The sequence below is a fragment of the Leptolyngbya sp. GB1-A1 genome, from assembly GCF_039962475.1.
In the GTDB taxonomy this organism is placed as follows: Bacteria; Cyanobacteriota; Cyanobacteriia; order Elainellales; family Elainellaceae; genus Leptolyngbya_A.
The window spans coordinates 81,040-93,133 of the sequence record NZ_JAMPLI010000015.1 but is presented as its reverse complement, the minus strand read 5'-3'; the positions used below and the strand labels follow the sequence as shown (position 1 = coordinate 93,133).

Sequence of the window (12,094 nt, the reverse complement as noted above, 5' to 3'; positions counted from 1 at the left end):
CAGAAATCAAACCTACTTTTTGGATCAGCCGGTCTGCCCCTCCTGCAAGGGAGGAGTGCTTTCCGTAGCGGGGACTTGCAAAAAGCCGAGACGATCGAACGGGAAAAAGCAGAAGATTGCACGACCGATAATATTCTGACGCGGCAAAAAGCCCCAGACGTGAGAATCATTACTGTTGTTGCGGTTGTCACCCATCACAAAAAACTGGTCTGCAGGAACGCGTACTGATGGCATTTCGTAGGCAGGCGGCTCGGCAAGGTAGGCTTCGGTCAGGGATTGACCGTTGATTAAAACATTGCCCTGCGTCACTTGCACGATGTCTCCCGGTGTGCCAATCACCCGCTTGATAAATGCCTTATCAGGCGCATAACCAAACTGCTGAAGCTGGAGCGGCGGGTCAAAAACGACAATCTCTCCGTGCTGGGGCGATCGAAACCGATAAGCAATTTTCTCTACCACGAGCCGATCGCCAATTTGCAGGGTAGGCAGCATCGAATCCGAGGGAATGTAGCGCGGCTCTGCTACAAATAGCCGAATCACGATCGCCAGCACCAGCGCGATGCCTAAAATTTGCACGTTGTCTCGCTGTCCTTTCGAGAGGCGCGACCACCACGAGCCAGACTGCTTCTTAACAGAAGCTTCAGTGTTGGCGGATTGAGCATTGGGGGGAACGTTTTGCGATTCAGAAGCCATCGGGATTCAGAAGCCAATAGATAGAGCGAATTTCTCTCGATCGAGAGACCATCCAACCTTACAATTTTTTTAACCGTATTCCCAGGAGAGCCGTAAATTATGGCAAGTTCAGCGTCGGGCGATTCAACAGCTCCCTCGGAGCAGGCAAACTCAAAACAAAATTTAGAACAGTGGTACATTGTCAAACAGCCGAGCGGAGTCTGCCAAATTCTCTCTGTTGCCGAAGCTTCTGAGTTTGCGAATTGGTCTGATCACGAGAAATGGGGACCGTTTCAGTCCCAGGGCGAAGCGATCGCCCGTCGGGTGGGGCTGATCCGGGCTGGAAAGTGTCAACCTCAGTAAAAAGTGTCAGTCCCAGTAAAGTGTCAGCCCTAGTAAAGAACTGATTGCCGCTTTGCTAATCATTCACCGGACGATTCACCGGACGATTCACCGGATGATTCACCCGCTCATTCACCCGTTATTGGTTTACTCGCCATTTTTGCTGCCCCTATGTCCTTTCGATCGCTCAACCTCCCCATTGCCCAACTCACCGAACCCACTTCGATCGCCCTTGCCCAATCCATCTACGTTCAAGACATCGAAACCCCGCTTCAGCCAGAGCCGTCTGCTCCGCAGCTCCCTGTAGGGGTAATCGAGACAGCGTTTGTTTATCGAAAAGGCAAACAGACCAGAAATCAGCCGATCGTGTTACTCCACGGATTTGACAGCTCTGTGTTTGAGTTCCGGCGGTTGCTGCCGCTGCTTGCAGAACACGAAGACACCTGGGCGATCGATTTGCTGGGGTTTGGATTTACCGATCGTCCGGCGGGAATTCCCTTTAGCGCAGCGGCAATCAAGACTCATTTTTATTACACCTGGAAAACGCTGATCGGTCAGCCGATGGTGCTGGTGGGGGCTTCGATGGGGGGCGCGGCTGCGATCGATTTTGCCCTGACTTATCCAGAAGCAGTGTCGCGGCTGGTGCTGATTGATAGTGCAGGCTATTCGGCAGGTCCGCCGATCGGCAAATTCCTAATTGAGCCAATAGGCAGGTGGGCGACTAATTTTTTGCGAAGTCCGAAGGTGCGTCGCGATGTCAGCCTGAAGGCTTACGCTGATCCCCAGTTTGTCACCGACGATGCCCTATCCTGTGCGGCACTGCACCTGGAGCATCCCCACTGGCAAAATGCTTTGATTGCCTTTACGCAGAGCGGGGGCTACCGTTCGTTTCGCAGGCAGCTTGCCCAGCTTCAGCCGCCAACGCTGATTCTGTGGGGCAAGAACGATCGCATTTTGGGCATCAAAGATGCAACTCGCTTGCACCAGGCAATTCCCCAAAGTCGTCTGGTCTGGATCGATCGCTGTGGTCATGTGCCGCATCTAGAGCAGCCACAGTTAACCGCCGCCCATATTTTGAAATTCCTGGAGCCTGAGTAAATGTTTCAGGGTGAATGGTTCAGGAGTCCCCATAGTCCTGCGTTTGCCCCCAATCCCCGACCCATGAGACACTTCCGCTTCAGGATGCGGTTCAGAATTCGGTTCAAAGTTCCTCAATCTCGAAAATTTCGAGGGATTTCATGCTCTCTTCCGGCTCAAAGTTCCCCACGGATGGGAATTTGGGGGGCGGTTCAGGTCGCTTCCTCGCAGCTTCAAACATCCTCTTAACGGGCGAATGTTCCTGCCCTGTGTCGTGATATTGTTAAAGCTCCCCCTGTCTGAGCGATCGAGGAATGCTGCTGTGAAGTCGTCTGCTCCGCCATTTGCTCCGAAAGTATTGGTCATCCTGAATGGTAAGGGCGGCGTGGGTAAAACAACAACAGCAATTAACCTGGCGGCAGTATTTGCAGAAAGGTTTCGGGTGCTGCTAGTAGATGCCGATCCGCAGGGATCAGCAAGCTGGTGGGTGGAGCGCAGTCAGCGCAGTTTGGGATTTGATTTGTCGCAGGAAGCCGACCCTACTCTGCTAACAGGACTGCGGCGCGTCAAGGATTACGAGCTGATTGTCGTGGATACCCGACCCGCGCTGGACTCCGAATCTCTGATGGCAGTGATTCCGGCAGCCGATTATTTGCTTTTACCGACCCCGCCTGCCCCAATGGATCTGTCTGCCCTGATCGAAACGGTGAAGCGCACGGTGATTCCGGCTCAAGTTCCCCATCGGGTGCTGCTTACTCGCGTTGATCCCCGCAGTCTGGGGGAAGCTCTGGAGGCACAAAATACGCTGCTCGAAATGGGCATTCCTGCCTGTCATGCGTTTATTCGAGCGTACAAAGCACACGAACGAGCGGCATTAGAGGCGCAGTCTGTCATTCAGTGGCGCGGCAAAAACGGGCGAGAAGCAGAGGCAGACTATCGGCGCGTTGCGGAGGAAGTGCAGCGGGATTGGGCATGATGTGAGCATGATTATTGATAAAATTTGCATCTGGAGTAGGCGGCAAAGGCTAGAATTTGAAGGGATTGGAGGCAACTATGGTAAAGAAGCGGCTTTCGGATTTACTGCGGGACGAAGTCAATAAATCGGCAGATAAGGCAGGGCAAGCGGCTGAGCCTTCTTCTGAACCATCAAACGAGCCGTCGAACGAGCCGGCAAATCAGTCATCCAATGAGTCGGCAAACGAGCCATCGAACGAGTCGGCAAATCAGTCAGCAGATCAGTCAGCAAAATCAACCGGGGCGAAGCCAGCCAAGCCACCTGAAAAATTGCCTGCTTCGAGTCAGCCGACGATCGACTCAGCCGATTCAGCCATAAGTAAGGCAAGTCCCGAAACCCCTGCTGAAGCCAAAACAACCGCCCCCCAGGGAGAACCACTTCGCCTCGGCGTTCATCCCAGCCAGCAGAATCAGCAAGATGCAACCGCTGAGGTAGCTGCTGCCCAGTCTGCTCGACGCAATAGCCCCACCAAAGCAGAACTCGAAACCACGATCGCCGAACTCAAAACTCAGCTCGAAACGGCTCAGCAACAGAAAGAAAGCTTTGACCAGCAGATCGATCACCTTCAGGCAGAAGTGAAGCGGCAGCAGTCTGTAATCGACCAGCTTCAAGCGGAGATGCAGCAGTCTAAATCGCTCAGAGCTGAACTGGAAGAAGCCCGACAAGTCATTCTCAAGCTTTCGGAAATCAACGTCAAACCCGTTGACGCGAAGTACGCCAGCAAGGAACAGGACACCCGTAAGCAACAGGACACCCGTAAGGAAACCGCTGGCACAGCAACGAATGGTGTGGCTCCGACTGCCCATCTTCACTATGTTAAAGCGGGAGAATCACAACCAATCCCGCCTCAGTCTGCTATCAGTAAATCCGGTGCGCCGATCGTTCCAGCGCCTTCTAACGCGGCTGAACCCGAGCTAGAGTCCAAGCCAGTCCAGTTCAAGATGCCCGCTTCCAACGAAGATGCAGGCAAACTCGCGCCGCCCAGCCGACACCAGCAGGAACTTCGCCGCATTCTCGACCACCCGATCCGACCCGCCTCCCTGCCACCGATGTCAACGCCGCAAAAGGAAGACAAGAAGCTGAGCGAAACGGACATGGGCTGGGTGGATTGAGATCGTTAAGATAGATAGAGCCAGTATTAGCGAACGTGAAGCTTCATGACCTCAACCCTCATCAGTTCCTCCTCCGGTCTTAACGCACCCCTGAATGCGCCTACCGTTCATCAATTGTCCAGTGGACTGACAATCGTTGCCGAGCAAATGCCCGTCGATGCGGTGAATCTGAGTCTCTGGGTGGGGATTGGTTCTGCGATCGAAACTGACGAAATCAATGGCATGGCTCACTTCTTGGAGCACATGATCTTTAAAGGCACGCAGCGGTTGCAGAGCGGTGTGTTTGAACGAGAAGTCGAGCAGCGCGGCGCAGCCACCAATGCAGCAACCAGCCAGGACTACACCTACTACTACATTACCTGTGCCCCTCAAGACTTTGCTGCCCTGGCTCCACTCCAGATTGAAGTTGTGCTGAATGCTGCCATCCCAGATGATGCCTTTGAGCGGGAGCGAATGGTCGTTCTGGAAGAAATTCGCCGCTCTGAAGACAATCCTCGTCGCCGCACCTACGCCCGATCGATCGAGGCAGGATTCGATCGCCTGCCCTATCGCCGTCCCGTTCTTGGACCTGCCAGTGTCATCGAAAACTTGAAACCGCAGCAAATGCGCGACTTCCACGCAACCTGGTATCGTCCTCAGTCGATGACCGCCGTTGTTGTAGGGAACCTGCCCGTCGATCGCCTGATCGAAATTGTTGCCGAAGGCTTTGAAGCAGCTCAATCCAGCAATTCTCCCACGCCCACAGTTCCCAGCCCCCATCTCCTCTCCCACTCCCCCGAAGCCCCCTTTACCGAAGTCAGCCGTCAGGAATTTGAAGACGACGGCTTGCAGCAGGCGCGTCTGGTGATGATGTGGCGCGTTCCCGGTATGGAGGATTTAGCTGAAACCTATGCGCTGGATGTGCTGGCTTCAGTGTTGGCACGCGGACGGACTTCTCGCCTGATTCGGGATTTGCGCGAAGAGCGAGGCTTGGTATCGAGCATCTCGGTCAGCAATATGACTTATACGCAGCAGGGCTTGTTCTACCTCGCTGCCCAGCTTCCTACTGAAAATATTCCAGCCGTAGAAGCCGCTGTGCAGCAGCACATTCGCCAGCTTCAAACCGAGCCGATCCAGGAATCTGAGATCGAGCGCATTCGCACTCTGGTTGCTAATCGCTTTATTTTCGCCAACGAAACGCCAAGCGATCGCGGCAGTCTCTACGGCTATTACCAGGCAATTCTGGGCGATCTGGCTCCTGCACTCGACTATCCGGCACAAATTCAGGCGCTAGAGGCGATCGATCTGCAGCGGGCAGCGCAACGCTATCTCGACCCGGATGTCTATCGTGCCGTAGTGATGAAGCCGACCGTTTCGTAAGTGCCGTCAGCAATCCCGTCAGCAGTGCCGCTAGAACTCCAATGCAGTGGAACGAAATTGCCGCCCACATTTCTCAGGTGACTGATCAGCCCTTTCAGATGGCACACCAGCGATCGGTCGGGGGCGGCAGTGTCAATCAGGCATACGCGATTTCTGGCGGCGAACAGTCCTATTTCGTCAAGCTAAACCAGGCGAGTCGGCTTGCCATGTTTGAGTCGGAGGCGTTGGGACTGCGGGAAATCGGCAAAACGGGAACGATTCGAGTGCCGCAGCCACTCTGCTGGGGAGTGAGTGGCAACGCTGCCTATCTGGTGCTGGAATGGCTAGACTTAGGCTACGGTGAACCGCCGACCTGGGAGGCAATGGGGCGCAATCTGGCGGCAATGCACCGCATCACCAGTGCTCAAGGCTTTGGCTGGCATCAAAATAATACGATTGGCTTTGTTCCCCAAATGAATTCGTGGACGCAAAGCTGGATCGAGTTTTGGATCGAGCATCGGTTGGGCTATCAGTTTCAGCTTGCCCGCCGCAAAGGAGGACGTTTTCCCCAGCAAGATCGCCTGCTGGCTGCCGTTCCCCACATTCTGGCGGGACATAATCCGCAGCCTTCTCTTGTGCATGGCGACCTCTGGACAGGCAATGCCGCTGTGACGCTTGAGGGAGAGCCTGTGATTCTTGACCCGGCAACCTATTACGGCGATCGCGAAGTGGATCTAGCCATGAGCCAGCTTTTTGGCAGTTTCCCGACCGGGTTTTACAGTGCTTACCAGGCGGCTTTTCCGCTCGATTCAGGGTATAAAACTCGCAAAATTTTCTATAACCTGTATCACATTCTCAATCACTTCAATCAGTTCGGCGGCAGCTATGAATCCCAGGCAAATCAAATGATTGCATCGCTGTTGTCGTAAATGGAAGCGATCGGTTTCAGCCGGAAGATCTCTCGATTCTAAAGCAGTACAATATGGGCATCTAGCTCGATCGAACTCATCTTTGGGGACAGAAGCAGGCAGACTGTAACGATCGAAATTAGGATGATTCTTCCTATTTCTGAAACATCTAATTTCCGGCGTCGATCGTCTCAAACTGCTTCGCGTAAAAGCGAGCATAGCGTCCACTGTGCGCCAGAAGTTCCTGATGCGTTCCCGATTCCACCACGCGACCCTGCTCTATTACCAGAATGCGATCGGCGCGACGGATGGTAGCGAGGCGGTGGGCAATGATAAACACGGTGCGGTTTTGCATTAGTCGTTCGAGAGCTTCCTGCACCAGGGCTTCGGATTCAGAGTCAAGAGCAGACGTGGCTTCATCCAGAATCAGAATGCGGGGATTGAGCAGGACGGCACGGGCGATCGCAATGCGCTGTCGCTGTCCGCCGGAGAGATTCACGCCCCGTTCCCCCACCCAGGAATCATAGCCGTCTGGAAACTGGGAAATAAACTGATGAGCATTTGCAACTTTTGCAGCAGCAATCACCGCGCCGATATCATAATTGTGCTGACCAAAGGCAATATTTTGGGCGATCGTCCCAGAAAATAGCACCGTTTCCTGCGGCACAATTCCGATCTGGCGACGGAGGCTGCTGAGCGTCACCTGACGAATATCCACCCCATCGATCAGGATTTGTCCGGCTTGCGGATCGTAAAAGCGCGGCAGCAGATTCACCAGCGTTGTTTTGCCTGCTCCCGATGCCCCGACTAATGCGATCGCTTCACCGGGAAACGCCAGCAGGCTGAGGCTTTGCAAAACGGGCTGATTGGGTTTATAGCTAAAGCAAACATCACGCAATTCGACCTTGCCGCTTACCCAGGGTAGGGGTTGGGCGTTGGGTTGCTCGACGACGGCAGGCTCGATGTGCAGCAGCTCAAAAATGCGATCGACCGAGGCTTCTGCCTGCTTGAATTCGTTGTAGTTTTCTGGAAGGTGGGCGATCGGGTCAATCAGCCATGCTACTGCAACCGCATAGCTACCAAACTCCGTTCCGGTGAGGTTGCCCTGCGCGATTTGCCAGCCCCCCAGCAGCAGTAGCAGCAAAATACTCACCGCATATAGAAAACCCACCACGGGAAACTGCACTGCCTTCAGCCATGCTGCCTTGTACTTTGCCCGCCGATTGCGCTCGGCTTCTACACTAAAGCGATCGACTTCATACGCTTCTGCCGCAAATGCCCGCACTAATCGAATGCCGCTAAAAACTTCTGTCACCAAGGAAGATAAATCAGAAATTAAAGATTGACTGCGGCGAGATTGTTTTAAGATACGTTCGCCAAACCAGCTAATCAACCCACCCAATAACGGAACGGCAATTAAACTCGCCAGCGTGAGCTGCCAATTGAGATACACCATGTAACCAAACACGAGAATCAACTGCAACACGCAGGGGATGAAATCGTGAAAGACTTTGTTGATGGCTTCACCAATGCGATCGATATCTTCTGTTAATCGATAAGTGAGATCGCCCGTCTGTGCTCGTTCAAAATAGCTGAGGCTCAAGGTTTGCAGGTGTGCGTAGGTTCGCTTTCTTAAATTCAGCGCGATCGCCAGAGAAGCCTTTGCCATCAGCGCATCCTGTCCGTACTGTGCCGTCTTCTGCACTAGGAAGACGAGTGCCACGATCGCCGCTGTTTTCGCCAGATTCAGCACATCCCCCTTCACCAAAAAACTGAGCAGTTGCCCACCCAATGCTGCTAAAAGGGGCCAGCAAACCGTGAAAACCAGCGTACAGAGCAATGCCTGAACGATCGTGCCTGTTTGAGGACGGAGGTAGGGGAGGAGTTGCCAGTAGGTCGATCGGGGCATGGGGTGGATGGGGAGGTGAAAAGATATGAGGAGGTGGAAAGATGGGGGGATAGGGAGATGAAGAGAGGGAGATGGGTATTAGGAAAATGGGGAGTAAAGGGCAAAGAGGGTGAGGGACTAGAGAAGTAACTTCCTTTTCAGATTCAAGTTTGCTAGTGTTTTCACCTCATCCCCTTATCCCCTGAAGTGCTCGACGCAAGTCCCCTCCCTGTTCAGCAAGACGCTGCTTGGCGGCGATCGCATCCAGTCCGCTCCAGTGCATCAGGAGGGCAAGTTTGACTTGACGATCGCTTTTTTCTAAAAGTTCGGCGGCCTCCGAGCGGGGGAGTTGGGTCAGGTCTTGCAAAATGCGAAGGGCGCGATCGTACAGCTTGCGATTAGTGACGGAGACATCGACCATCCGGTTGCCGTAGACTTTGCCCAGTTTCACCATTGTTCCGGTCGAGAGGATATTCAGGGCGAGTTTAGTGGCGGTTCCGGCTTTGAGGCGAGTAGAGCCTGCGAGAATTTCTGCCCCGACCAGGAGGCGAATATCAACATCAACGGAGAGGCTGACCTGCTCGATCGGCACACAGGCAATAAAAATCGTGTTTGCGCCACGCTGCTGAGCTGCGTGAATGGCTCCATGCACATAAGGGGTTGTGCCGCCTGCGGTGATCCCGACGACAACATCGTGATTTGTGATCTGGCGATGAGCGATCGCTTCCATGCCGTCTTCTGCCCGATCTTCGAGATCTTCGGAGCTGCGAACCAGTGCCCCAGCTCCGCCTGCGATAATGCCCTGCACCAGTTCAGGCGGCGTACAGAAAGTGGGAGGACATTCGGCAGCGTCGAGAACGCCTAAGCGTCCGCTCGTTCCCGCACCCACATAAAACAGCCTGCCGCCCCGCCGGAGAGATTCTGCAATGAGATCGATCGCCTTTGCCAGGTCTGCTTTTGCGGCTGCTACGGCTGCCACTGCCTGAGCATCTTCCTGGTTGAATAGCTCAACGATCTCCACGGCGGTCATCTGATCGAGGTTCTGGCTGTTGGGGTTGGTCTGCTCGGTCAGCAAATGTCCCCGTTCCGTCATATTCTGCATGGGTAGCGAGTGCGAGAGGATGTCCGAGCTAAAGTGTACCGTTTGTCGGACATGGGATCTAGCAGGGGAACTTCTCCTACTTCACCTTCGGATATAGCCCATAATCGCGCAAATATCTGTAGTCCCGCAGAATTCGATCGTGGTCAAAGCAAAGCAGCTGGGGAATTTCCCAGAGTTCAAACACGCCGATCCCTTGAGCATCATCTTCGGCGATCGGATCACCAATGGCAGTTGCAACATAAACAGCACTCATCGTATGCTGACGCGGATCGCGCTTCGGGTCAGAATAAACCCCCAGCAGCTTCACCAGTTCGACCTGAAGGCAGGTTTCCTCGAAGGCTTCGCGCATGGCTGCCGATTCTGCCGATTCGCCGTAGTCGATAAAGCCGCCCGGAATTGCCCAGCCCAACGGCTCGTTTCTGCGCTCAATCAGGACGATCGGGCGATTGGGGCGATCGATTAGCTCGATGATAATGTCAACGGTGGGGGTAGGATTGTGGTGAGTCACGGGGCGTTCCCTGAAAAATGGCTAACAATCAGAATAAATCCTTGCCGAACCAGAACCCGCTCTAAAATGAGAGAAGTTTTCTGGAGGACTGCGAGATGACGCAATCGATCCCCTCCGCTGCGGCTGGATCGGCAACGGGCAGAGCAGGAATGACAACGGGCAGAAGCCGCTGAGCAGGAGCTTGCCCGACCCCGATCGCTCCTACAAAACACCAATCCCGACGCTTGAACGAGCCGAACTCCTCCATGTGAAAGATGAGCCGATCGCCCTAAACGTGCCACATTCAATCTAACTCCCTTAACGTTCTATGACTCAACGCTTTGTTACACAACTGCGTGTTCGCCACTACGAGATGGATGCTCTGGGTCACGTTAACAATGCTGTCTATCAGCACTATCTGGAGCAGGCAGCGATCGAGCATTCCGAATCCCTTGGCTTCACCCCCGATCGCTACCGGGCATTGGGAGGATTGTTTGTCATGCGGCGAGTGGCGATCGAGTATCTGCGTCCGGCAGTGGCAGGCGACATGCTGAAAATCACCACCTGGCTCCAGGAAATGCGCGGAGTCCGTACCCTGCGTTGCTATGAGATTCGCCGCCAGGGAGAACCCGATTTGATTGTTTCTGCGGAGGCTCTCTGGGTCTGGGTCGATGAAGCAACAATGCGCCCAAAACCGATCCCAGAGGTGATTCAGGAGGCGTTTGGGGAGTTGGTTAAGCGGTAGAAGAGATAAGGAGATGAGGGGATAAGGGGTGAGGAGCGAGTCGGGATGCAGTTGATTAATTATCACAACACTTATCAATCGGCTTGAGCGATCAACCAGCAGCACACTTGACCCTAGAACCCCCGATTGCAAACAACCAATCTATCCCTTTCTCCTTCTTGATCTCCCCCTTCCCTGATCCCCCCTACCAACTCAATGGAGGCACACAATGACCACACTCCAAGGCTCATGGTTACACCAATCGATTATCAGCAATGGCGTGAAGCTGCACTACGTGACCCAAGGCGAGGGTCCACTCATGCTGATGATGCACGGATTCCCAGAGTTCTGGTATTCGTGGCGGCATCAAATTCCTGAGTTTGCTAAAGATTACAAGGTGGTGGCGGTCGATCTGCGCGGCTATAACGAGAGTGACAAGCCACAGGAGGTCAGTGCGTACCGAATGCCAGAACTGCTGCTGGATGTTGAAGGAGTCATTCACGGGCTAGGCTATGATTCTGCCGTGGTGGTGGGGCATGACTGGGGCGGGATGATCGCCTGGACGTTTGCCTATGACTATCCGCATCTGGTCGATCGGCTGATCGTGCTCAATCTTCCTCACCCTGCTAAGTTTGCTCAAGGACTACGAATGCCGCAACAGTTGCTTCGCAGTTCCTATATCTTTCTGTTTCAGATTCCAGGTCTGCCGGAAATGCTGATTCAGGCAAATGACTATCAGTTGTTGGCAACTGCATTGACCGGGATGGCAGTCAATAAGCAAACCTTCGCATCCGCAGATTTAGAGGCATACAAAGACGCGGCTGCAAAACGGGGCGCACTCACCGCAATGCTCAACTACTATCGGGCGAATTTCTTGCAGTCGGAACTGCTCAGTCGCGACTGGGGAATGCTGGACGTGCCAACGCTGATGATTTGGGGCGAGAAAGACACTGCCCTCGGCACTGAACTGACCTATGGTACTGAGGAATACGTCGAGGATTTGACTATTCGCTATATTCCCAACTGTAGCCATTGGGTACAGCAGGAACAGCCGCAGCTTGTAAATCAGTACATTCGCGAGTTTTTGGCACAGCCAAAGTAGAAGCAGGAATGCGGGATGCCGGGGTAGGACTGAGTAAGCAGAGCGACTGCTGTCTCACTCAGTCCAGTTTGATGATCCGCCTGTTGGTAAGACAGTGGTTAGGCAGAAGGAACCGCAGCCTGAGCGGTGAGACCCACGGCTTCTGCATACTTCAAATAGGTTTCTACCGAAGCAATGACGACCCGTGCCTCAATTGCCAGCAGTTCAATGCCGACCAGCGAAACCCGCACTCAGGTATCGACAACAATCCCTTTGTCGAGAATGCGATCGACAACTTCAGCCAGGCTAGACGAGGAATTCACTTTTTCAACTGCCATCCAATACGCT

Annotated in this window: 13 protein-coding genes and 1 pseudogene; 8 read left to right on the top strand and 6 right to left on the bottom strand. The window is 53.9% G+C overall.

Going from position 1 to position 12,094, the window contains the following annotated elements:
• Window positions 1–24: 24 nt before the first annotated feature.
• Window positions 25–693 (bottom strand): signal peptidase I, encoded by a 669-nt coding sequence (gene lepB, locus NDI45_RS15915; RefSeq protein WP_190794507.1) that lies wholly within the window; start codon window positions 691–693, stop codon window positions 25–27.
• A 99-nt stretch (window positions 694–792) separates the two neighbouring features.
• On the opposite strand from lepB, the gene NDI45_RS15910 reads away from it, so the two are divergent.
• From NDI45_RS15910 to NDI45_RS15885, 6 genes are all read left to right on the top strand, one after another.
• Entirely contained in the window at window positions 793–1,035 is a 243-nt protein-coding gene (locus NDI45_RS15910) for a DDE transposase family protein (RefSeq protein WP_190794506.1), read from the top strand.
• Window positions 1,036–1,185: 150 nt separating this feature from the next.
• Window positions 1,186–2,112 carry an alpha/beta hydrolase gene (locus NDI45_RS15905; protein ID WP_348247904.1) on the top strand — a complete coding sequence of 309 codons (927 nt, stop codon included), beginning with the start codon at window positions 1,186–1,188 and terminating at the stop codon, window positions 2,110–2,112.
• A gap of 343 nt (window positions 2,113–2,455) precedes the next feature.
• Window positions 2,456–3,067, top strand: coding sequence for a ParA family protein (locus tag NDI45_RS15900; protein WP_347277932.1), 612 nt, complete (start codon window positions 2,456–2,458; stop codon window positions 3,065–3,067).
• A 77-nt stretch (window positions 3,068–3,144) separates the two neighbouring features.
• Entirely contained in the window at window positions 3,145–4,218 is a 1,074-nt protein-coding gene (locus NDI45_RS15895; RefSeq protein ID WP_348247903.1) for a hypothetical protein, read from the top strand.
• A gap of 45 nt (window positions 4,219–4,263) precedes the next feature.
• Window positions 4,264–5,577, top strand: a complete 1,314-nt coding sequence (locus NDI45_RS15890) for a pitrilysin family protein (protein ID WP_190794503.1) — start codon at window positions 4,264–4,266, stop codon at window positions 5,575–5,577.
• A 41-nt stretch (window positions 5,578–5,618) separates the two neighbouring features.
• Entirely contained in the window at window positions 5,619–6,485 is an 867-nt protein-coding gene (locus NDI45_RS15885; protein WP_348247902.1) for a fructosamine kinase family protein, read from the top strand.
• Between the two features lie 148 nt (window positions 6,486–6,633).
• On the opposite strand, the gene NDI45_RS15880 is transcribed toward NDI45_RS15885, so the two are convergent.
• The 4 genes from NDI45_RS15880 to NDI45_RS15865 all read right to left on the bottom strand — a co-directional run bounded on the left by NDI45_RS15880 (window position 6,634) and on the right by NDI45_RS15865 (window position 10,209).
• On the bottom strand, window positions 6,634–8,373 hold the full coding sequence (locus NDI45_RS15880) for an ABC transporter ATP-binding protein (protein WP_190794501.1): 1,740 nt from the start codon (window positions 8,371–8,373) through the stop codon (window positions 6,634–6,636).
• A 166-nt stretch (window positions 8,374–8,539) separates the two neighbouring features.
• Window positions 8,540–9,454: an N-acetylmuramic acid 6-phosphate etherase gene (murQ, locus tag NDI45_RS15875; RefSeq protein ID WP_190794500.1), complete on the bottom strand. Its 915-nt coding sequence runs from the start codon at window positions 9,452–9,454 to the stop codon at window positions 8,540–8,542.
• Window positions 9,455–9,530: 76 nt separating this feature from the next.
• Window positions 9,531–9,962 (bottom strand): NUDIX domain-containing protein, encoded by a 432-nt coding sequence (locus NDI45_RS15870; RefSeq protein ID WP_190794499.1) that lies wholly within the window; start codon window positions 9,960–9,962, stop codon window positions 9,531–9,533.
• Window positions 9,963–10,023: 61 nt separating this feature from the next.
• Window positions 10,024–10,209 carry a hypothetical protein gene (locus tag NDI45_RS15865; protein ID WP_348247901.1) on the bottom strand — a complete coding sequence of 62 codons (186 nt, stop codon included), beginning with the start codon at window positions 10,207–10,209 and terminating at the stop codon, window positions 10,024–10,026.
• A gap of 60 nt (window positions 10,210–10,269) precedes the next feature.
• Here NDI45_RS15865 and NDI45_RS15860 point away from each other — a divergent pair, with 60 nt between their 5' ends.
• Both NDI45_RS15860 and NDI45_RS15855 read left to right on the top strand, forming a co-directional pair.
• Window positions 10,270–10,686: a thioesterase family protein gene (locus NDI45_RS15860; RefSeq protein WP_348247900.1), complete on the top strand. Its 417-nt coding sequence runs from the start codon at window positions 10,270–10,272 to the stop codon at window positions 10,684–10,686.
• Window positions 10,687–10,894: 208 nt separating this feature from the next.
• Window positions 10,895–11,767 carry an alpha/beta fold hydrolase gene (locus NDI45_RS15855; protein WP_348247899.1) on the top strand — a complete coding sequence of 291 codons (873 nt, stop codon included), beginning with the start codon at window positions 10,895–10,897 and terminating at the stop codon, window positions 11,765–11,767.
• Window positions 11,768–11,865: 98 nt separating this feature from the next.
• Here the strand turns inward: NDI45_RS15855 and gvpA are convergent.
• A pseudogene (gene gvpA, locus NDI45_RS15850) lies at window positions 11,866–12,084 on the bottom strand (gas vesicle structural protein GvpA).
• Between the last annotated feature and the right edge of the window lie 10 nt (window positions 12,085–12,094).

Bases quoted from the DNA above. Each gene is read 5' to 3' on its own strand.
- lepB (WP_190794507.1), bottom strand. From the start codon at position 693: ATGGCTTCTGAATCGCAAAACGTTCCCCCCAATGCTCAATCCGCCAAC.
- NDI45_RS15910 (WP_190794506.1), top strand. From the start codon at position 793: ATGGCAAGTTCAGCGTCGGGCGATTCAACAGCTCCCTCGGAGCAGGCA.
- NDI45_RS15905 (WP_348247904.1), top strand. From the start codon at position 1,186: ATGTCCTTTCGATCGCTCAACCTCCCCATTGCCCAACTCACCGAACCC.
- NDI45_RS15895 (WP_348247903.1), top strand. From the start codon at position 3,145: ATGGTAAAGAAGCGGCTTTCGGATTTACTGCGGGACGAAGTCAATAAA.
- NDI45_RS15890 (WP_190794503.1), top strand. From the start codon at position 4,264: ATGACCTCAACCCTCATCAGTTCCTCCTCCGGTCTTAACGCACCCCTG.
- NDI45_RS15885 (WP_348247902.1), top strand. From the start codon at position 5,619: ATGCAGTGGAACGAAATTGCCGCCCACATTTCTCAGGTGACTGATCAG.
- NDI45_RS15880 (WP_190794501.1), bottom strand. From the start codon at position 8,373: ATGCCCCGATCGACCTACTGGCAACTCCTCCCCTACCTCCGTCCTCAA.
- murQ (WP_190794500.1), bottom strand. From the start codon at position 9,454: ATGCAGAATATGACGGAACGGGGACATTTGCTGACCGAGCAGACCAAC.
- NDI45_RS15865 (WP_348247901.1), bottom strand. From the start codon at position 10,209: ATGGAGGAGTTCGGCTCGTTCAAGCGTCGGGATTGGTGTTTTGTAGGA.
- NDI45_RS15860 (WP_348247900.1), top strand. From the start codon at position 10,270: ATGACTCAACGCTTTGTTACACAACTGCGTGTTCGCCACTACGAGATG.
- NDI45_RS15855 (WP_348247899.1), top strand. From the start codon at position 10,895: ATGACCACACTCCAAGGCTCATGGTTACACCAATCGATTATCAGCAAT.